The 19,982-nt window shown below is 66.0% G+C and carries 18 protein-coding genes; 15 read left to right on the top strand and 3 right to left on the bottom strand.

Annotation, left to right across the window (positions count from 1 at the left end; translation table 11 throughout):
• The first annotated feature begins 302 nt into the window (after positions 1 to 302).
• Complete coding sequence (locus ABVF28_RS01320) at positions 303 to 1,985, top strand: LuxR C-terminal-related transcriptional regulator (RefSeq protein ID WP_371029205.1); 1,683 nt, start codon at positions 303 to 305, stop codon at positions 1,983 to 1,985.
• Positions 1,986 to 2,208: 223 nt separating this feature from the next.
• On the top strand, positions 2,209 to 3,021 hold the full coding sequence (locus tag ABVF28_RS01325) for a hypothetical protein (RefSeq protein WP_371029206.1): 813 nt from the start codon (positions 2,209 to 2,211) through the stop codon (positions 3,019 to 3,021).
• A 154-nt stretch (positions 3,022 to 3,175) separates the two neighbouring features.
• Here ABVF28_RS01325 and ABVF28_RS01330 read toward each other — a convergent pair whose 3' ends face one another.
• Entirely contained in the window at positions 3,176 to 4,270 is a 1,095-nt protein-coding gene (locus ABVF28_RS01330) for a LacI family DNA-binding transcriptional regulator (protein WP_371029207.1), read from the bottom strand.
• A gap of 245 nt (positions 4,271 to 4,515) precedes the next feature.
• Here ABVF28_RS01330 and ABVF28_RS01335 point away from each other — a divergent pair, with 245 nt between their 5' ends.
• The 9 genes from ABVF28_RS01335 to ABVF28_RS01375 all read left to right on the top strand — a co-directional run bounded on the left by ABVF28_RS01335 (position 4,516) and on the right by ABVF28_RS01375 (position 13,235).
• Positions 4,516 to 5,547 (top strand): SIS domain-containing protein, encoded by a 1,032-nt coding sequence (locus ABVF28_RS01335; protein WP_371029208.1) that lies wholly within the window; start codon positions 4,516 to 4,518, stop codon positions 5,545 to 5,547.
• 4 nt (positions 5,548 to 5,551) lie between these two features.
• On the top strand, positions 5,552 to 6,364 hold the full coding sequence (locus ABVF28_RS01340) for a PfkB family carbohydrate kinase (RefSeq protein WP_371029209.1): 813 nt from the start codon (positions 5,552 to 5,554) through the stop codon (positions 6,362 to 6,364).
• A 53-nt stretch (positions 6,365 to 6,417) separates the two neighbouring features.
• Entirely contained in the window at positions 6,418 to 7,539 is a 1,122-nt protein-coding gene (locus ABVF28_RS01345) for an extracellular solute-binding protein (protein WP_371029210.1), read from the top strand.
• On the top strand, positions 7,539 to 8,462 hold the full coding sequence (locus tag ABVF28_RS01350; protein ID WP_371029211.1) for an ABC transporter permease: 924 nt from the start codon (positions 7,539 to 7,541) through the stop codon (positions 8,460 to 8,462). Before ABVF28_RS01345 ends, ABVF28_RS01350 begins: the two co-directional genes overlap by 1 nt.
• Complete coding sequence (locus ABVF28_RS01355; protein ID WP_371029212.1) at positions 8,459 to 9,244, top strand: ABC transporter permease; 786 nt, start codon at positions 8,459 to 8,461, stop codon at positions 9,242 to 9,244. Before ABVF28_RS01350 ends, ABVF28_RS01355 begins: the two co-directional genes overlap by 4 nt.
• Positions 9,241 to 10,404: an ABC transporter ATP-binding protein gene (locus ABVF28_RS01360; RefSeq protein ID WP_371029213.1), complete on the top strand. Its 1,164-nt coding sequence runs from the start codon at positions 9,241 to 9,243 to the stop codon at positions 10,402 to 10,404. Before ABVF28_RS01355 ends, ABVF28_RS01360 begins: the two co-directional genes overlap by 4 nt.
• A gap of 63 nt (positions 10,405 to 10,467) precedes the next feature.
• Positions 10,468 to 11,316, top strand: a complete 849-nt coding sequence (locus tag ABVF28_RS01365; RefSeq protein WP_371029214.1) for an endo alpha-1,4 polygalactosaminidase — start codon at positions 10,468 to 10,470, stop codon at positions 11,314 to 11,316.
• 673 nt (positions 11,317 to 11,989) lie between these two features.
• A complete protein-coding gene (locus ABVF28_RS01370) occupies positions 11,990 to 12,523 on the top strand; it encodes a hypothetical protein (RefSeq protein ID WP_371029215.1) in 534 nt (177 codons plus the stop codon).
• A gap of 364 nt (positions 12,524 to 12,887) precedes the next feature.
• Positions 12,888 to 13,235 (top strand): hypothetical protein, encoded by a 348-nt coding sequence (locus ABVF28_RS01375; RefSeq protein ID WP_371029216.1) that lies wholly within the window; start codon positions 12,888 to 12,890, stop codon positions 13,233 to 13,235.
• A 186-nt stretch (positions 13,236 to 13,421) separates the two neighbouring features.
• Here the strand turns inward: ABVF28_RS01375 and ABVF28_RS01380 are convergent, their stop codons facing one another.
• The gene (locus ABVF28_RS01380) at positions 13,422 to 14,531 is read right to left on the bottom strand and encodes an LCP family protein (RefSeq protein ID WP_179556127.1); all 1,110 of its coding nucleotides are present in this window, start codon (positions 14,529 to 14,531) and stop codon (positions 13,422 to 13,424) included.
• A gap of 326 nt (positions 14,532 to 14,857) precedes the next feature.
• On the opposite strand from ABVF28_RS01380, the gene ABVF28_RS01385 reads away from it, so the two are divergent.
• On the top strand, positions 14,858 to 16,471 hold the full coding sequence (locus tag ABVF28_RS01385) for a sugar transferase (protein ID WP_371029217.1): 1,614 nt from the start codon (positions 14,858 to 14,860) through the stop codon (positions 16,469 to 16,471).
• A gap of 116 nt (positions 16,472 to 16,587) precedes the next feature.
• On the top strand, positions 16,588 to 16,932 hold the full coding sequence (locus tag ABVF28_RS01390; RefSeq protein ID WP_179556128.1) for a PqqD family protein: 345 nt from the start codon (positions 16,588 to 16,590) through the stop codon (positions 16,930 to 16,932).
• Positions 16,933 to 16,959: 27 nt separating this feature from the next.
• Here ABVF28_RS01390 and ABVF28_RS01395 read toward each other — a convergent pair whose 3' ends face one another.
• Complete coding sequence (locus tag ABVF28_RS01395; RefSeq protein ID WP_179556129.1) at positions 16,960 to 17,949, bottom strand: nucleotidyltransferase family protein; 990 nt, start codon at positions 17,947 to 17,949, stop codon at positions 16,960 to 16,962.
• 146 nt (positions 17,950 to 18,095) lie between these two features.
• Here ABVF28_RS01395 and ABVF28_RS01400 point away from each other — a divergent pair, with 146 nt between their 5' ends.
• Positions 18,096 to 19,244: a hypothetical protein gene (locus ABVF28_RS01400; RefSeq protein ID WP_371029218.1), complete on the top strand. Its 1,149-nt coding sequence runs from the start codon at positions 18,096 to 18,098 to the stop codon at positions 19,242 to 19,244.
• Complete coding sequence (gene lepB / locus ABVF28_RS01405; protein WP_371029219.1) at positions 19,241 to 19,975, top strand: signal peptidase I; 735 nt, start codon at positions 19,241 to 19,243, stop codon at positions 19,973 to 19,975. The genes ABVF28_RS01400 and lepB overlap by 4 nt, the downstream gene beginning before the upstream one ends.
• The last annotated feature ends 7 nt before the right edge of the window (positions 19,976 to 19,982 follow it).

Consider the following 19,982-nt stretch of genomic DNA (forward strand, 5'->3'; position numbering starts at 1 on the left):
TGCTCGCCGGCGATCGGGGGACCGCTGCGCGGATCGGCTGCCAGCAGACGCGGGCTCACTCGGTTGCGAAGGAAATGAACGACGTTCACCAGCATATGCTTGCAGTTACAACGAATGCAAATGCATGTACTTTGATGGGCGGCTTGCTCAGGAAGGACGCTGGGTAGCCGGGATAGTCTCACCGCGGCTCTGCGCCGGCTGGTCTTCCCGGCCCGGGCGCGCAAGCCGGCCATCCCGGTGCCCAGACCCCGCTACCGAGAATCCCGAAGGGATCGCGTGGGCTTTCACGAGACGAGAATCCGTTGACCGACACTGCCCCCGTCTTCCTCCCGGTGCTCGCTGACGGCGTCCGCGGCCGCCGGGAGTCGGACGAGGTTGTTCCGGCCCCGTCGCCCATCGAACGCATCGTCGCGGCTCAGGCGCGCGGCGACTGGGACTCGGTCACGCAGCTTCTCGAGCAGCACTGGTCCTCGCTGCTGCGCACTTCACGCGCCGCGATGCGGGAGGTGGTGAACGCGCTGCCAGATACCGTGCTGGAGGCGAAGTCGCGCTGGGCTGCAGCACGGCAGTACCTGAACTTCGCGCCGGATGACGGGCGCGTGCGCCCGGCGCGTTTCGATTTCGAGGCGGCGCAGCCGAACGACGCGGGCGAGCTCATCGACGACCTGGCGCAGTACACCGGGCAGACGGCGCACGAACGCGGGCGCGGTCACTTCCGCACCGCAGCCTCTATCGCCGCGACCGCGATCGAGGCGGTCAGGCAGGCCTCCCGCGCAGAAGCGAAGACCCTGCGTCCGCTCCTGCCTGGGCTGCGCATCCAGTGGGCGACCAGTCTTCTCTTCGCGGGCGACATCCGCGAGGCGCTCGTCGAGTTCGAGTCTGCGTACGGAGACGCCGTCGCGTTCGACAGCGACCGCATGGCCACCGCGGCGGCCGGGTCGATCGCGCTCATCCACAGCCTCACGGGCGACTTCGTGCTGGCCCGTTCGTGGCTGCGGCGCCAGCCGACCGCGCTGAACGGCGAATTCGAGGGGCCGGGCGAGTTCGACGGCGGCCCCGGCGACGCGGTCACCGTCATGGGTGCGCTGGGCGCGGCGAACATCGCGATCGATGAGCTGAACGTGGAGGAGGCGCGGGCCTGGCTGGCGAAGGACCCCGGCGACGAGGTCGCCCCCGAGCAGTGGGCGCTGCGCCTCGGTGTCGCATCGCGCCTCGAGGTGCTGAGCGGGGACCCGCTCGCGCAGTCGCTGCGCAACCGCGCCGCGGTGCGAGCCCGGCCAGCCCATCTCGCCGAGGATGGGCTGAACGGGTGGGCGCTCAGCTTCTCCGACGTCGGCATCCGCATCGCGTTGCGCGACGTGCGTGGAGCCACGGAGGCGATCGCGGCGCTCGACGCCGGCGACAGCGAACTGCACCGTCAAGCAGCACTGATCGCTCGCATCTGGCGGTTGGTCCGGGCCGGCGAGCACGTGCAAGCGGTCGCCGTCATGGAATCGGTCCCGACCGACGAGCGCAGCCTGAGGGTCGGCATGGAGCTGCTGGCAGCCGCCACGATCATCCACCTCAGCGCCGGAGCGAAGGCGAGGGCCGCGGAACTGTTCCGCACCCTGACCACGATGGTCGCCGAACAGGGTTTCAACGGGGTGCTGATGCGCTTCAGCGACGAGGACTACGAAGCCCTGTGCGTGAGCAGCGGCGTGCGACTCAAGGTTCGCGAAGCGAGGCGGGCGTTGGTCGGTGAGCTCCACACGACCGCGCAGGCCGCAGTGTCGGACATCAGGCTCACGGAGCGCGAACGCGTCGTGCTCCGCCACCTGCTTCAGTCCAGGAAGCTCAACGACATCGCCGCCATCGAGCACGTGTCACCCAACACCATCAAGTCGCAGCTGCGAACGCTCTTCAAGAAGCTCGGCGTCTCCTCCCGCGACGACGCCATCAAGGTGGGGCGACGCAACCCGAGCCTGTGGTCCGACGTCGGGCTGTAAGGCGCGGGTGCTGCGTGTTGGCTCGCTCGCTGACCACGTGTCTACCGTCATCCGCTACCCCCAGAACGAAACCTCCGCTTCGTATAGCCTGATCGCCGCCGAACCGACGCGCGCTCAGCATTGCCTGCGCTCGTTCGCGCCCGGCCACGCCAGTTTTCTCCTCCGCCCCCAGGCGGAGTTCGAGATGTTTGAACGGACCAACATGGAGGATCTATCTGTCGGCATGCCCTCTTCGAGTCGACGTCAGGTGCTCGCTGCCCCCGCCTGGACTGCACTCGTGCTCGCGACCGCCGTCGCGACGCTGCTGGCATCTGCTTCGCCGTACACCTGGCAATACCCGGGTTCGGTCCGGTTCGTGGCCCAGGACGGTCTGCCCGCGAACTACGTGCGCACGACGGGCACGGACGCCGCCATCAGAGGGACCGCTGACGTCGCTCTGATTGGTGCCCCAGAAAAGGTGACTCCGTTCACGGTGAGCGTCGTGAGTACCGCGATCACGAACGGCTACCGGCTGCTCGACCCGAACTTCTCGCTGAGCACCCCGACCATCCCGAACCCGAACACCGGCCCCGGCGAGCCTGTTGAGGTGCCGGGCCCCTCGCGGTTCACGATCCAGCAGGCAACGCCTGCCGGTGGGGTTCCTCCGGTGTCCGGTGACATCGGTCAGACGCTCACGGTGACGTTCCCGCGTCCGGTGCGCGGGCTCACGTTCGAGATCCAGGGGTTCACGCGTTCCACCGCCAGATACAGCGATGCGCTCTCCATCACCGGGGTGCCCTTCACCTTCGGCGACCCGGATGACCAGGTGTCGGGCTCTCAGGTGTCTGGCTCGGGCACGAAGGCGGAACCGTGGACGGTCGAGAACGTCAACATCGGAGCGACCGGTTCGCAGGTTACGGCCGAGAACACGGTGCGTGCTATCAGGTTCGCGGGTCCGCTCACCAGCTTCTCCCTGCACTTCTACTCTTCGTCCGGAAACGGGGCCACACAGGCGGTGTTCCCCAGCAACATGAACTTCACCGCGAGCTGCGCCTGACCGCCTGACATCGGGGTTGCTGCGGATGCGTACTCGAAAGCGTTTCTGACGGTACGGAGTCGACACGCATCATCCGCGGTCAATAGGCTGGCGTCGTTCTGCCGTCGGCGTCGGGCTGTGGCAATGGCCACGTCTGGGTTGCGGAGACTCAGAGCTAGCTGCTCGGCGGAGATGCCACCGAGTCGCGCTCGATCAGCACCGTCGGCGAGGTCACGATGCGCGGTTCGCCTTCGAGGCCGTCGATACGCTCGAGTAGCAACCGGGCCGCCTGCTGCCCCATCGGATAGGAGGGCTGATCGATCACGGTGATCCTCGGAGTTACCAGGTCGGTCCAATCCTGGTTGTCGAAGCCGATGAACGACACGTCGTCCGGGATGCTCAACGGCGAACTGATAAGTGCCTTGTAGGCGCCGAGGCTCATGACGTTGTCTGTAGCGATCATGGCGGTCACTTCAGTCGTGGACAAGAGGGCGTCGGTGGCCGCTTCCGCGGCCCCCAGGTTGTAGGACCCCGCCCGGACCACGAGTTCAGGATGCACGGTCTTGCCAGCAGCGGCGTGGGCACGAAGGTAGCCGACGAGTCTCGCGTTGCTAGGGGAGAGCGTGAAGACATCGAGCTGCCCGAGTGCGCGTTCGTTCAGTGAGAGCACGCGCTCCATGTCATCGACGTCCTGGAACTCACCGATAATCGCAATGCGCTCGTGGCCGAGACTGAAGAAGGTCTCAACGGCGTTCTGAACTGCGCTCGGGCCATCGACCACGACGGCATCTGTGGAGATCTTGGCACTCGCTCGGTCGATGAAGGTGACGGGCTTGCCCCTACCGCTCCAGTCCACCAGATGGTCGACCCGCTTCGGCTCCGCTGGGGAGGCGATCAGACCATCCACACCGCTCGCGCTGAACGTGGCGACGGCCTCGACCTCGGTCGGCCAGTCCTCGTCGCTGTTCGCGATGAGCACCGTGTACCCGCGCTCGCGGGCCACGTCGGTGACCCCTCGCACGATGCCGGCGAAGAACGGATTGTGCACGTCACCGCAGATGACTCCGATGGATCTGGTTCTCCCCGTGATCATGCTGCGGGCGAGCTCGTTGGGCTGGTACTTGAGTTTCTTGGCAGCGAGCATCACCTTCTCGCGCGTCGACTCCCGGACTGGACCGTAGTTCCCCAGTGCCCGGGCAGCCGTCGCCGTCGAGACGCCGGCTTCCTTCGCGACTTCGATGATCGTGGCGGTTCGGGCGGTTTTCGCCATGCGGGCTCCTTCGGCTCAAGGCCGGACGCGGTGGGCAACGGGCCAGCGATGCCGGCGAAGACTTCAGGAGCGCATCGGCTCCTGACGTCGAGCGTAGTCCATGACGGCGACTTCGATGGATCATCACGACAAGAAACGAGAACGTTCTCAATCGCTCGGAATCGTTGTTGACACTCGAAATGATGCCGTGTTAGCTTCATCGGCGTGAGAACGTTCTCACTACGATCACGACGAGAGGTTCCGAATTGTCGAAGGTACTCAGCCCGCTCCGCCCCATCGAGAGCGATCTGGTTTCAACGCTCGAAGGCGCCGTCGCGCAGCGCGGGCTCACGCAGAAGATCGCGGCGGATGCCCGCGGTCGTGACATCACACGCATCCTGTTCGTGGGCATGGGTGGGTCGTGGGCTTCCTCCGTGCCCGTCGTCCTCCAGCTGCAGCGCGCCGCGATCAAGGTGCCGGTCTACAACCTCAACGCCGCCGAGTTCAACGCCCTCTACGCGGGCAACGTCGGACCGAGCGACCTCGTCGTCGCCGCATCGCATTCCGGTGGCACACCAGAGACCGTGCAGGCGGCCGAGACCGCGAAGGCAGCTGGCGCGCTGGTGGTCTCCGTCGCGATCGACGCTGACAACGCCCTGTCGGCCCCAGCCGATCACTCCCTGGTCTACTGCAGCAACCGCTCCATCACGAGCGCGAAGTACACGCTGCTCTCCGAGCTCGCCTATTCGCTGCGCGAAGCTCATGGAGATGACGCTGGAGTCGCAGCGGCGCGGTCGGCACTGGAGCGCATGCCCGCAGCGACGCTTGCTGCGACGGAAGCGTATGAAGGCCACCTGGCCGAGATCGCGGGCTCGTACGCGTTCGCCGACAACGTCTACGTGCTCGCCTCTGGCAGCCTGTCCGGCCTGGCCTACCTGCTCTCCGTCTGCTACCTCGTCGAGATGCAATGGAAGAAGTCGACGCACTTCGCCACGGGTGACTTCTTCCACGGCCCGTTCGAGCTCGCCCAGAATGAGCAGCCGTACCTCCTATTCTCTGGCGAGGACGAGACCCGCGCATCTGCGGACCGCGCTAGGAAGTTCTTCGACTCCTACAACCCCAACTACCGCGTACTTGATGTGAAGGATCTCGAGCTTCCCGGTATCGACGCGTCATTGCGTGCCGAGCTGCAGCACATTCCGATGGCCTCCATCACAATGCGTCTCGCCGACCATTTCGAATCGGTCTCCGGGCACGACCTCGACTCGCGCCTCTACATGCACAAGGTCGCGTACTGAACCCATGACGAGAATGTGCGCGGTCGGCGACAACGTCATCGACTGGTATCCACAGGAGCAGCTGGTCTTCCCAGGTGGGAGCGCGGCCAACGCGGCGGTGTTCGCGCGGCGCCTCGGCATCGAGGCTTCGTATGTCGGTGTCCTCGGCTCTGACGAGCAGGCTGAGTTCATCGCGAGCAGTCTCACCGCTGAGGGCGTGGACATCTCCCATTCGCAGTGGCGCGACGAACCCAGCTCTCGCACGGATGTCCTCGTCGATGAGTCGGGCAACCGTACCTTCACGGGCTTCCTGCCCCCGGTGAGCCGCATCCGTCTGGACGCGGCCACCCGGTCGCACCTGCAGGGCGCGGCCTGGATCCACACCGGCCACAGCAGCTTCACGGAGTCCCTGCTCGCGGAGCTCGCGGACATCGCTCCGGTCTCGTTCGACTTCTCGAAGAATGGCCTCGAGTACGCGGAGCCGCTGCTTCCGCACATCCGCTACGCCGCTTTCTCGCGAGAGGAAGCGAGCGTCGAAGACGCTGTCAACCTCTTGCGCGAACTCATCGCGCGAGGCGTAAAGTACGCCGTCGTCACCAGGGGCGGCGACGGGGCGATTGCCGTAACCCCGGATGGCATCTTCACGCAGCCGGCGACCCCCGCCGAGGTGCGCGACACGATCGGCGCGGGCGACGCGTTCCAGACCTGCTTCATCTCGAACATCGTCGCGGGCCGTACACCGACCCTCGCCCTGCAAGCAGCCAGCCGGTTCGCCGCGGAGGTCTGCAGCTACCGCGGCGCATTCGGACACGGGCAGCGCACCGCGCTGACCACATGAACCACCCGCGGCGTCCAGGCCCTCGCCTGAGCGCCACTGTTCAAGGAGGAAAAGTGAGAAACACAGCAAGACGCCCACTGGCTGCTGCCGGTCTCCTCGCGACGAGCGGTCTGCTGCTCGTCGGATGCACGCCACTCGCGGGATCGACGGACGCAGCCGACGTCCCCCTCGACCTCGCTCCGCCTGTCGCGGGCGAGATCGCTCCCGGTGCCCTCGACGGGATCAACCTCGTCTACGCCGGCAACGGCGGCGTCATTCAGGAAGGACAGACCAGCGCGATCTGGGACCCCTTCGCCGAGGAATCCGGTGCGACCGTGCAGCAGGACAGCTACGAGCTCACGAAGCTCAAGGCCATGGTCGACTCCGACAACGTGAGCTGGAACATGGTCAACTCCTCGATCCTCGAGAACGAACGCTACTGCGGTGAGCTCTTCGAGAAGATCGACCCGGACAAGGTCGACCTGTCAAATGCGCCGGAGGGAACCGTCGCCGGGGAATGCACGGTGCCGAACATCTTCATGGGTTACGTCGTCGCCTACAACACCGACGTCTACGGGGACAACGGACCGAAGAGCGCGGCAGACTTCTTCGACACCGCGAAGTTCCCCGGCAAGCGCGGCGTGCCGCTCACCCCGTGGATGGAGGCGCCCGCGATCGAGTTCGCGATGCTCGCCGACGGCGCCGACTTCGACAATCTCACGGTCGACGACTTCCACGGTGCGACGGACCTGTACGACTCGCTCGGCGAGAATCTCGTGCCCTGGACCTCGGGCGCCCAGTCGCAACAGCAGCTCGAGAGCGGCGAAGTCGACATGAGCCTCGTCTGGAGCGGGCGCGGGTTTGGCGCTGCGAACGCGGGAGCGCCGATCGCCGGGATGTGGGAGGAGTGGGTCGTCAACATCGACGGAATCGCCATCCCGAAGGGCACCCCGAACCTCGACGCCTCATACGCCGCCGTCAACTACCTTCTCGGTGCCGACCAGCAGGCGGCTGCCTCCGAGGCGACGTCCTACGCACCCGTGAACGTGAACGCAGTTCCGGATGTCCCCGAGCTGACCAGCGAATGGCTCGTATCGAACCACCTCGAGTCCGGACACAACCTCGAAATCGACTACTGGGTCGACAACTGGGATGAGCTCGCTGACGCCTGGACCACCTGGGTAGCCGGAGGCTGATGAGCATGTCCCAGCTCGCGACCGAGGCGACAACCGTCAGTATCGGCACGTCGAACGCAAGCGATACGTCGGCGCTCGTGCGGCGACGTCGCCTCCCGGCATCCTGGCTCACGCCGGTGCTCACACTGCCGGCGGCGGTGCTCATCACGGTGTTCTTCGCGATCCCCATCGTGCAGGTCATCATCCTGAGCTTCACCGACCCGCAGGCGGGTCTCAGCAACTATGCGTGGCTCTTCTCGACGCCACTCATCGGCCAGGCAGCCGTCGGCACGTTCCTGATCTCGCTGTCCGTAACGATCGTGTGCCTGCTCATGGCGTACCCATACGCCTACCTCATGACGATCGTCTCAGCCCGAACGCGGTCGGTCATGACGATGCTGATCATGGTGCCGCTCTGGTCGAGCATCCTCGTGCGAACGCTCGCCTGGGTGGTGCTGTTGCAGGACAGCGGGCCCATCAACGGGATGCTCACCGCCATCGGGCTGGGGCCGCTGCAGCTCATCCGCACCCCGCTCGGGGTCGGGATCGGCATGTCGCAGGTGCTGCTGCCGTTCATGGTCATGCCACTCTACTCGGCGCTCTCCAGGATCGACACTCGCCTCGTGACGGCGGCGAAGAGCCTCGGCGCGCATCCGGTGCTCGCGTTCTTCCGGGTGTACCTGCCGCTGTCACGCCCCGGAATTTTCTCGGGCTGCCTGACGGTGTTCATCCTGGCATTGGGCTTCTACATCATCCCGTCGCTGCTCGGTTCGCCGCAGGACACGATGCTGTCGGCCATGATCCAGCTTCAGGTGAGCGGCTTCCTCGCCTGGGGGCGGGGGTCTGCCCTCGGGGTCGTGCTGCTCGCGGCGACGCTCGTCGCACTCATCGTCGTGGCCCGCCTCGGCAAGAACACTCGCACGTCGAAGGGAGGAGCCAAGTGAAGCTCAAGGTCGTGCTCAGCATCATCAGCGCACTGGTCGTAGCGTGGCTCATCCTCCCGACTCTCGTGCTCGTGCCCATCTCTTTCAGCGAGACGGCCTCGTTCAACTTCCCCGCGAAGGGGTTCTCGCTCCAGTGGTACGAGAACTTCTTCACCGACCTCACGTGGGTCCGCTCGCTCCTGCTCTCGCTCCAGGTGGGTGTGCTCGCGACGATCATCGCGACGGTGACGGGCACACTGGCGGCATTCGGCTTGTCGAAGATGCGCATCCGAGGTCGGGCCCTCTTCGAGGGGTACCTTCTGACGCCCATGATGATCCCGGGCATTGTGCTCGCGGTCGGCCTCTACGCGGTGTTCCTGCAGTTCGGTCTGCTCGGCACTGTTCCCGGCTTCGTGCTCGCGCACACCGTGCTCGCTCTGCCGTTTGTCATCGTCAACGTCCTCACGAGCCTTGAGGGTGTCGACTCGCGGCTCGAGCTCGCGGCTGCGAGTCTCGGCGCGAACCGCACCACGACGTTCTTCCGGATCGTGCTCCCGCTCATCGCGCCCGGCGTCGGAGCTGGCGCTCTCTTCGCCTTCGTCACCTCGTTCGACGAGGTCATCGTGTCCCTCTTCATCCAGTCGCCCGGACTCCAGACGCTCCCCGTCAAGGTGTTCCGCAGTGTGACCCAGGACACGGATCCCACGGTCGCGGCCGTCTCCGTGATCGTCACCGTCTTCTCGATCCTCGCTGTGTCCGTCGCTCAGCTGAGGTTCGTCAACAAGAAAAGGCAACAGGTATGAGCACACGCGAGATTCAGAAGGATACGAAGGCAGTCGGGCTCGAGACGAACGCTACGGGACGGCTCGAGGAACGGGAACCTGCGGGCATCTCGATCATCGATCTGACCAAGACCTACGGCAAGAAGGCAGTGGTCGATCAGATCGACTTGACTGTCAGGCCGGGGGAGTTCATGACGTTCCTCGGGCCAAGCGGCTCTGGGAAGACAACCACGCTGAGCATGATCGCCGGGTTCACGGAAGTGACCAGTGGTGAACTCAGGATCCACGGCGAGTCAGTCTCCCGTGTTCCTGCGCACAAGCGGGACATCGGCATGGTGTTCCAGAACTACGCGTTGTTCCCACACCTGAGCGTCCGTGCCAACGTCGAGTTCCCTCTTCGCGTGCGGAAGATCGCTAAAGCCAAGCGCGCGGTCATGGTCGAGGATGCGCTCGCGATGGTCCGAATGACCGAGTACGGTGACCGGTTCCCGGGGGAGCTCTCCGGCGGTCAGCAGCAGCGTGTCGCGCTCGCCCGCGCGCTCGTCTACAGCCCATCGGTGCTGCTCATGGATGAGCCTCTCGGCGCCCTCGACAAGAAGCTGCGCGACTGGTTGCAGGCGGAGATCAAGCGCATCCACACTGAGGTCGGCTCTACGTTCGTATACGTTACGCACGACCAAGAGGAAGCGCTGTCGATGTCTGACCGCATCGCGGTCTTCAACAACGGGAAGATCGAGCAGGTCGGGACAGGCGTTGAGCTCTACGAGCGCCCGGCGACGCTGTTCGTGGGCACGTTCCTCGGCGAGTCGACTGTGCTCTACGGAGACTCGGCGCGTTCTGCCGACGGAGGAGCCGCGGGCACCGTCGTTCGCTTCGCCGGCCATGAGCTGCGCACGACTCAGGTGCTGGACGACACGAAGGTCGCGCTGCTCGTCCGACCTGAGAAGCTGTCGTTGTCCAGAACCGGCGACGAGACGTACGGCACGAACCGGAACTCTCTCCCCGTGACCGTCTCGACGGTCACCTACCTGGGGTCTGCGTGGCGCATCGTCGTCGAACTGCCTGACGGTTCGAGTGCGCTTGTTCGCACCGAAAGCAACGCCGGGGTGCCGAGTGCGGGGGAGCAGGGCGTCCTCCACTGGAACGTCTCTGACGGAGTCCTGCTTCGCGACGACAGGTAACGAGTCTGGCTTCGCCGAGCTCGGTCCGAGCTCGGCGAAGCCGAGGTGCCTCATGATGTCTTCATGCGCGCATCCTTCGCCCTCCTCTCGGTCGTGATTGGCACCGTGACGCTGGTGAGCACGTTCCTGAGCGGCTGCGCGGACCGCGGGGCGGTCTCATCAGTGCCTCTGCCACCCACGTCGGGCACGTTCGACTACCAGTTGGGGGAGCCGTACGCGATCGACGGCGGCATCGACGTCGTCGCCCGCGATTCGACGGCAACGCCCGAGCCTGGCGCCTACAACATCTGCTACGTGAACGGCTTCCAGACCCAGCCGGGGGAAGCGGAGGCGTGGCTGGGGGAGCGCGGCGAGCTGCTGCTGCGCGACGCCAGCGGTGAGCCGGTCATCGATCCGGACTGGCCGGACGAGTACATCCTCGACCCGTCCACGAGCGGTCAGCGCGACGGGATCCTCGCGGTGATCGAACCCGTCATCGCCGGATGCGCGGAGGCGGGCTTTGACGCCGTCGAGATCGACAACCTCGACACGTACACGCGGTTCGACGGCATCGACGAAGCCGGCGCGCTGCAGCTCGCGCGCGCCTACGTCGACGCGGCACACGCATCCGGTCTCGCGATCGGGCAGAAGAACAGCGCCGAGCTGGCCGACAGGGGGCGTGACGAGCTCGGCTTCGACTTCGCCGTCACGGAAGAGTGCAGCGCGTACGGGGAGTGCGGCACCTACTCGGCGGCCTACGGCGACCAGGTGCTGCAGATCGAGTACCTCGACAACCTGCCGGCGGCGGGCGCCGCGGCAGTGATCTCGACGGATGCGGTGTGCGACGACCCGGATCGGGCGCCGCTGACGATCATCCGCGACCGGGATCTGGTCGGGGTCGGTTCTGAGGGCTACTTCTACCAGCAGTGCTGAGAAACCATTCCCGAGCGCGTTGAGGCGATCCAGGCAACACCCTTTCGGGTGCCCGTCCGTGGGAAAGTTGCTCGCGTCAATCGCCTTGGGCTTCGAGTGACGTCGCGCTTCTAGCGATGCGCTGCTTGCCTGATCCCTCGTGGCGTCGTCGAAACTGTCTTGAATCCGCCCCAACTCTTCGTCGAGGTACAAATTCACCAATACAGATCTGGAGCACGCGCGCTTCCACGAAGGAAGAATTCACCTGGAACGTTGGCTCTTCGCTAGCGAGCGCATAGGCTAGAGGCTCCCCGAACCTCGCTGCTCGCGCCCCAATTGCTGATGCGGCACACGCTGGCTAGAAGTAGTATTCTCGCCGCTCTACTGTGAACGGATCTGCCCCATGCCCAAAACCCCTGTCGATTCCCCCCAGGCCCTCGGACGGCGCCGCGTGTTGACCACCGCGGCGTGGGCTGCTCCCGTGCTTGCGACTGCAGTTGCAAGCCCCATGGCGTCAGCGTCGCCATGCACCCTGCAGTACCCCGGGTCGGTGCGCTTTACTGCAGTAGGCGCCCTCCCCGCAAACTACACGCGATCAACGACGACTCCCACCCTCGCCGGATCTGCGAACGTCGCCCTGGTCGGCGCTCCCGCGAAGGTGACCCCCTTCACGGTCTCGATCACGAGCGCCGCCGTGAGCACGAATTACGTGCGGAGAGCGGAGAACTTCTCGCTGCTGAACGCAACTGAAACACCCCAGGGTGGCGGTGCTCCAGTTGCCGGGGTAGCGCGCTTCGCAATCGTGCAGACAGCCCCGGCGGGCGGCGCCCCACCGGCTGGTGCAGCGAACATCGGTCAGACGGTCACATTCACCTTCCCGCGCCCCGTGCGATCGCTCTCCTTCAACATTCTTGGCTTCACGCGGTCCGGTATTGCTACCTACGGCGACGCTGCTTACATCACCGGCGCGACGTTCACCAGCGGCGCGAACGGGAGCCAAGTTTCCGGTCAAGGCACCAAAACGAACCCGTGGACGACAAATACGGTCAACGCCGATCCGGTCAATTCGATAAACGCCCCACAGGTTTCTGCAGCGAACTCTGTCACCGGCGTGAGCTTCGCTGGGCCCCTGACAACCTTCTCGATCCACTACTACTCGTCTCTGGGAGTCGGGGCGGCGCAGGGCCTCTTCCTGAGCAACATGAACTTCACCGCGAGCTGCGGTTAGGCTCTGCGGCCAGCTGCTTCCTTGACAGACTGGTTCAGCTGCCCGTCGGTTCCGAAGGCTCCGCGCGTCCGCTCGGACGCGCGGAGCGTTTTGCAGAGGGAGTTCGCTGGTTGTGTGACCCTCGAAATGTGAACACACGCTGAGGAATGTCAGCCGGTCCGTCGCGGCCCGCACCTCGCTCTCGACCACCAAGCCTCCACGCTGAGACCTCCACTTAGAGTTTCCCTCGCGCAAGTACGATCTGTCCTGCTCCAATTCCTCCGTTGAGTGAAGGTTTGCTGTGCACATCTCGTCCGCATCCCGTCCGAGAGCCCTCCAGGCGTCGACCGATCGCCGCTCCTTGATTCGGAACACCGCCTGGGCGGTGCCTACGATCGCAGCCGCCGTCGCAGTGCCGCTCGCTTACGCGTCGACGACAGCCGACATCGACGTGGGCGCGTATGTGAACCGCGGAACGTGCGGAGTTCCCGGCCTTTTCGGCCCTGGGTTCACCCTGACCGCATCCCCGACCGTTCCGCTGCCGGTTGACACGACGATCACGATCATCGGAAGCGGAGTCGCGAACATCGGCACGTTCAGCCCCTCAAGTGGCGCGGCCTCGGTCGCCACGCTCAGCGGCACTGCGCGGCAAGCAGTCCTCACCGCTCCGCTGCCCGCAGGCGCAACACTCGTCTGCCAACCACGCTGCCCACCAGCGCAGCCTTCACGCTGAACGCCGTCGTGACCCTCCCCAGCGGATACACCGGCACCGGCGCCAAGCCGGCGGCCAGCGTATCCTCGACGCTTATCCTCTGGAGCGGGTTCTAGAGCCTCTTCAAGGTCCGCGTCGCGCGGCGCATGCAGATCGCCCCGTGCATCCGAGTGGATGCACGGGGCGATTCGCCGTGAGGGCCGCGCGCTAGCGTCCCGTCGGCTGGTACTCGCTGACCGTGTCGGCCGCGAGGTGCTGCTTGAGGTCGGCGATGCTCACCGTGTCCAGGAAGACGACGGACTGGTCGCCGACCATGCCGGTGCCGTTCGTCGGCAGGGTGAAGCTCCGGACGTTGCTGCCGCGGATGTCGCGCATCGAGAAGCCCAGGTTCGCCATGGTGGTGAGATCAAGGGAGTCGCTGACGCCGACGTAGGGCGTGAACTGCGTGATGATGTTGTTGATCTTGCCCGGATCCGTGAGCGTCTCAGCGCTGAGCATCTTGTCCAGCACCGCCTTCAGCCATGCCTGCTGGTTGCGCACGCGCTGGTAGTCGCCGTCGGTGAAGGCGTAACGCTCTCGTACGAAGGCCAGCGCTTCCTCGCCCGTCAGGGTGATGGGACCAGCTTCGAACGTCTTGCCCTTCATGTGCGAGGAGTTGAACGCGACGTCGTTATTGATTGTGACGCCGCCGAGTGCGTCGGTGATGCCGGCAAAGCCGTCGAAGTCGACGACGGCGACGTGGTTGATGCGCTGCCCGAGCAGCCCCTCGACGGTCTGGACGACGAGCGGAACGCCGCCGAACGAGAGCGCGGCGTTGATCTTGGCCTCACCGTGGCCGGGGATCGCGAGCCAGCTGTCGCGCATGATCGACATGATCTGGACGTCGCTGCGGTCAGCGGGGATGTGCACGAGCATCATCGTGTCGCTGCGGCTGCCGAGGTCGGTCATGATCGACGGGCTGCCGGGTGCCCGCGAGTCGCTGCCGAGAAGGAGGATGTTGACCGGTTCGCCGGCGTCGGTCACGACCTGCTCCGGTCGGCCTTCGTACTCGCCCGGGTCGCCCTCGAACGTCTCGATGGCGTCGATCCTCGATTGCACGTTCCACCAGACGATCCCGGCGCCCGCGACGGCTGCGACGAGGATTCCGACGAGCGTCCACAGCAGGATCTTCGGGCCGCGACGCTTCTTCTTGCCGTCCTCGCGCGCACCCCTGCGGGTGCCGTCCGAGCTGCCGGCTGCGTCGTGCTCGAAGAGATCTGAGAGGGCGTCGTCATCGCTTCGGGGGCGCGACGAAGCCTGGCCTGGGGTCTGCTCCATGCAGGCGAGTATGACACGCGCAACGTTTCGAGCACGATTCAGGCCAGCGGGCCTCAGTGAGCGTCGCATTTCGATTCATCTGCGACGTGAATGCACACCGAACATGTTTCGGCCAGGAAAACACGCCCACGATGCGCAAAAAAGACCGGGGTAACCCTTTCGTTATGCGTGAACGTTGGGATAGTCTCAGCTGGCACCCAGGATCTCTATGACGAGCCACAGGCCCGAACAGAGCGCGGCCAGTGGCGGCGGAGACCCGAAGCGCATAGCCGTTGCCCCTAAGCGGTGTGCGCACCAAGAAGTACTCATCTCTTATTGGAGCACACGTGACGCCTCCCTCCTCAGGGCCCGCTACCGCGCAGATCCCGGTCGTGACGACCGACGACACTCGCGACAGCGCATCACTGCCCTCGGTCGAGCCGCACTTCGCGCAGACTGCCGCGGAGCCGAACGCCCGCGTTCAGCGCACGCTCAAGCGCCGCGCCAACTGGCGTCAGGGCTACGCCCGCCTGCTGATCCTCACAGATCTCGCGATTCTGGCCGTGGTCATGCTTGGCGCTCAGCTCGTCTGGCTCGGCGGTGGCAACGCGGCCGTTCCCGCCGGTGGCAACGCAGTCATCAGCAGCGACGTGTCCTACTGGCTCGTGTCCGCCGTCATCGTCGCTGGTTGGGCGTGGATGCTCTCCCTCTTCGATACCCGCGACTACCGCATCCTCGGCTCCGGCTTCGAGGAGTACCGGGGCGTCTTCAACGCGTCGCTCATGCTTGCGGGAATCGTGTCGATCTTCGCGTATCTCACCGCGTTCGAGCTCGCCCGCGGATACGTGCTCATCGCGTTCCCGGTCGGCACGGTCGCGCTCGTGCTCTCGCGCTGGATCGGACGCCAATGGCTCGTCCGTCAGCGCAAGGGCGGGAACCTGCAGGCTCGCGTGCTGCTCGTCGGCTCGCGCTACTCGGTGCTCGACCTCAACCGCGACCTCTCGCGTCGTGAGGCTGCCGGCTACAACGTCGTCGGCGCCTGCCTCATCGACGGCAAGAGCGGTGAGCTCGACCCGAACGCTCCCGACTTCCTGCCAGGCACCGACGTGCCGGTAGGTGGAAACCCGGAAGACCTCGCGGGGTCACTCGACGCCATCGGCGCCGACACCGTGGTCATCGCCGGCAACGATGTCACCTCGACGCAGTGGCTGCGCGAGGTGGGCTGGGACCTGCACCCGGACCGCCACTTCCTCATCGTCGCCCCGGGCCTGCTGGATGTGGGCGGCCCCCGCATCGTCACGCGCCCGGTCGCGGGCCTCCCGCTGCTGCACGTCGACTCCCCGAAGTTCACGCGCATGGGCCTCCTGCTCAAGCGTGCCTTCGACGTCCTCGTGTCTGGTCTCCTTATCCTCGTCCTCTCCCCGCTGCTCATCGGGACGGCGATCGCGGTTGCCGTCACGTCGCCCGGTGGCGTCTTCTTCAAGCAGGAGCGTGTCGGCTACAGCGGCCAGCGCTTCACGATGTGGAAGTTCCGCAGCATGCGCGCCGACGCCGAAGAGGTGCTCAAGAAGCTGCAGAGCGAGCGCCGCGACGCGGGCAACGACATCCTTTTCAAGATGAAGGACGACCCGCGCATCACGAAGGTCGGCAAGTTCATCCGCCGGTACTCGATCGACGAGCTCCCGCAGCTGTTCAACGTCTTCGGCGGTTCCATGTCGCTTGTCGGTCCCCGCCCGCCGCTGGACCGTGAGGTCAAGCAGTACGAGGACCACGTGCACCGTCGCTTCATGGTGAAGCCGGGCATCACGGGTCTGTGGCAGGTCAGCGGCCGCTCCAACCTCACGTGGGAAGAGACCGTGCGCCTCGACCTCTACTACGTCGAGAACTGGTCGATGGCCGGCGACTTCGTCATCCTCTTCCGCACGGCCCGCGCGGTCGTCGCGAGCGAGGGCGCCTACTAGGGGTTCTCCCGAAGCTGCCTGGAGCGGCGGTGGTCCACGACGTGGACCGCCGCCGCTTTGCTCGTGTATGGCCGTGACGCGTTCCGAGCATCCCCGCTGAACAGTAGGCTGGCGGGATGGACCAGGGGACAGGCGAGCGGCTTGGAGTGAGCGGCGAGCTCTTCGACGCCGTCGTCGCCCCGGTCGAGTCGCTTGCGCTGGTCAGGGACGACGAGAGCGGTGATGTCACCGTCCTGTCGCTGACGGATACCGACTGCAAGCCGCTCGTGCTGAGCGGCACCGCGGCGGTCATCTGGGACGAGCTCGACGGACAGCGTTCGCTGCGCCTCATCGTGCGTGAGCTCGCCGACGACTACGAGTTGGACGAGCAGGTCATCGGGGAGCAGGTGCTGACATTCGTGGCGCAGCTGCTCGATGCGCGCCTGCTGCAGCAGCGGAACGCCCAGACGGCCGCTGACTGAGCCTGCGGCGGAACGTCAGCGCTCGTCTCAGCGCTCGTCGAAGGCTCGCAGGTCGCGGCGAGCCTGCACGATGCCGTGGAGCCCTCGGCTCACACGCCTCCACCAGGCTTGCCGGAGGCTGATGGCACCGTTGCGGAGGTCGGGGTCGATCGCCTCGAGGTCTGCGCGTGCGGGGAAGAAGGCGCGCGCGGCGATGCCAGGCTTCTCGAGCAGCGGCGCGCGCTGCAGCTTGAGCATCCACCCCGTCATCGCGTGCTCGGCCTTCGCGTTGAGACGCCAGAGTCGCAGGGGCTCGCTCGCCGCTGAGTTCGGCACGAGCGGCACGTCGTGCCCCAGATCGATGAGGAAGCGGCGCGCGGTCTGCGTGGAGTCGGTGCCGACCGCGTCCTGGAGGATCTGCTCGGAGAGCGAGGCTGTTGTGCGCGCCCCGGCGATGTACTCGGAGTCGGTGCCCTGCATTCGCTTGAGGGCCTCGACGAGTTCCGTGTACTCCGTCATCTGTCGAGAGTCGTCTGAGACCTGGCCCTCCTCGCGCAGGGAGTGGAGCGCGAGTACAAGGGCGCTGCCGGCGATGTCGGGGGTGTCGATGGGGTGTCCGGCGACGTTGACCTGGATGCGGTGCAGCCACAGCCGGTCGAAGGCGCTCTGCGGGTTGCCGAGGAACCCGGGCCAGTAGTGGTGCACGTCGATGTCGTTGGGCCAGGACTCGTGGATGAGGGTGCGCGAGTGCTGCTCGAGGAGCTTCGGGAAGTCGGGCCATGGGCGCGGCGTCCAGCCGTAGACGGCGAGCGCCTCGATGAAGTCCTTCGCCCGCGTGGGTTCGACGATGATGTCGACGTCGGTCGAGTACCTGCGAGTGCGCAGGCCGAGGTCGGCGGAGATCGGTCCCTTGATGACGAGCATCCTGATGCCCTGGTCGCGGGCAACATGCTGTGCGAGGGCCGTCGACAGCGCAACTCCATCGCTCACCGAGAAGGCGATGGTCGCTGCGTCCGAAGACGCTTCAGCTGGTGCCACTGAAGTCCTTACCTGTGAGCTGCGGGTCTGGAGGACTCGCAAGGGTGAGCATATCGAGGTCTGCGAGCGGATGTGCACTTGATCGGGGGCAGGGGAGCGCTGCCCTGGCCCGTTCTGCGGCCGGTCTGCTTGGTACAGTTGCGAGCATGACGAGAACACTGCGCCTGCATCCCCTTGGCGTAGACGTCGAACTCTGCCTCGATGACAGCATCTCTGCGGAGTTCGAGGCTGATCTGCGTGAGTCGTGGGCCGATGTGACCGGCCAGCCCAGGGATGGTGAGCCGGACGAGACGCATCGTCTTGCGCTCACGCAGCTCGACGAGCCCGAGGTGAGCGATGTGGTCGGCGGTTCTGACGCCGACCTGGCGTCGCAGATCTCGACGACCGTGACGTTGGACGCGATCGAGCACAACGGCGGGCGCCTCGTCATGATCCACGCGGCGGGCATCGCGCTCGACGATGGACGGGTCATCGCCTTCGTGGGACCGTCTGGGCGGGGCAAGACGACGCTCGCGAAGACGCTCGGACGCGAGTACGGCTACGTCACCGACGAGACGCTCGCCATCGACTTCGACGGCAACGTGCTGCCGTACCGCAAGCCGCTCTCGGTCATCGTCGACCCGAGCCGGCCGAAGGAGCAGCTGTCGCCCGCGAAGCTCGGTCTGCGGCCGCTGCCGGATGCACCGCTCAGGATCGCCGCGATCGTGCTGATGCACCGCGTCGACGAGCACGAGCTCGAAGACGGCCCGCTCATCTCGCCGGTCGCGACGGGCAGCGCTATCGGCTGGATGGTGCCGGAGCTCAGCTACCTTCCTGCGCTCCCGGACCCGCTTGTGCAGCTTGCGGAGCTCATCGATGCGACGAACGGGGTGCGCCGAGTCACGTACTCGGATGCGTCGCAGGTCGCCGCGCTGGTCCCGGAGATCTTGAGCGCGCACGGTGACGTGCAGCCGTGGACGGCCGGACACAGTGAGCCGGACGCGACGACGCCGTCGGCTACGGTCGGCGAGGACTCGTACCGTCGGGCACCCGGCGTGCACTGGCTGCTGTTCGCGAACGAGGCGGTCACGCTCGAGGCTCGCATCGTGCGCCAGCTGGCAGGTATCGCGCCCGGCCTCTGGGAGCTGCTCGGAGAGTGGACGACGCTCACGCAGCTCACGGCGGAGCTCATCGAGCAGTACGGCGAGGTGGCGGACGCACGCGAGCTGGTGCAGGTCGCCCTCGACGGTCTCATCGAGGCGAACCTGGTCGAGCGCGTCCAGGCCGCCGTCGTCGGCAACACGGCCAGCAAGTGACCGACCCGGGGGTCGCGACCGCCGCCGCGCCGCAGCCGCGTCGTTCGCCGCTTCGACGCCTCACGTCGCATCCGCTCTTCCACCTGGTTGCGGCGTTCGTCGTGCTCGCGCTTGTGCAGGCGTTCTTCGTGAAGGTCTACGCGATCCCGTCGGCGTCGATGGATGACACGCTCGCCGTGGGTGACCGCATCCTCGTCAACCGCCTCGCGTACCTCGGCGATGCCGAGCCCGTCACGGGCGACATCGTCGTGTTCGCGGCGTCGGACACGTGGGATGAGGCGCCGCCCGAGCCGCCAAGCGACCCGCTGCGGTTCGCCGCGCGAGTCGTCGGCGAGGTGTTCGGCATCGGCCAGGGCTTCTCGCACATCCTCGTGAAGCGCGTCATCGCGACCGGCGGGCAGACCATGGCGGTCGACCCCGCGACCGGTGGCATCGTCGTCGACGGAGTCGCGCTCGACGAGAGCTCCTACGTCGACCTCGACTTCGAGTTCGTGCCAGGCACCCTCGACTGCTCCACATCGCCAGCGTCGCTGCGCTGCTTCGACGAGTTCACGGTGCCAGAGGGGCAAATCGTCGTGCTCGGCGACAACCGCACCAACTCATCCGACTCACTCGCCGCCTGCCGCGGCGGGGGAGTGGACGCATCCTGCCTGCGCACCGTCCGCGACGACGACGTCGTCGGCGAGGTCTTCTCGATCGTGTGGCCGATACCGAGGTTCGGCGGGGTCTGACTTCGTT

The sequence above is a fragment of the Pseudoclavibacter sp. JSM 162008 genome (assembly GCF_041366455.1).
In the GTDB taxonomy this organism is placed as follows: domain Bacteria; phylum Actinomycetota; class Actinomycetes; order Actinomycetales; family Microbacteriaceae; genus Pseudoclavibacter.

Coding starts and splice junctions, on each gene's coding strand:
- ABVF28_RS01400 (WP_371029218.1), top strand. CDS start 18,096: ATGACGAGAACACTGCGCCTGCATCCCCTTGGCGTAGACGTCGAACTC.
- ABVF28_RS01330 (WP_371029207.1), bottom strand. CDS start 4,270: ATGGCGAAAACCGCCCGAACCGCCACGATCATCGAAGTCGCGAAGGAA.
- ABVF28_RS01365 (WP_371029214.1), top strand. CDS start 10,468: ATGCGCGCATCCTTCGCCCTCCTCTCGGTCGTGATTGGCACCGTGACG.
- ABVF28_RS01350 (WP_371029211.1), top strand. CDS start 7,539: ATGAGCATGTCCCAGCTCGCGACCGAGGCGACAACCGTCAGTATCGGC.
- ABVF28_RS01340 (WP_371029209.1), top strand. CDS start 5,552: ATGACGAGAATGTGCGCGGTCGGCGACAACGTCATCGACTGGTATCCA.
- ABVF28_RS01380 (WP_179556127.1), bottom strand. CDS start 14,531: ATGGAGCAGACCCCAGGCCAGGCTTCGTCGCGCCCCCGAAGCGATGAC.
- ABVF28_RS01390 (WP_179556128.1), top strand. CDS start 16,588: ATGGACCAGGGGACAGGCGAGCGGCTTGGAGTGAGCGGCGAGCTCTTC.
- ABVF28_RS01360 (WP_371029213.1), top strand. CDS start 9,241: ATGAGCACACGCGAGATTCAGAAGGATACGAAGGCAGTCGGGCTCGAG.
- ABVF28_RS01325 (WP_371029206.1), top strand. CDS start 2,209: ATGCCCTCTTCGAGTCGACGTCAGGTGCTCGCTGCCCCCGCCTGGACT.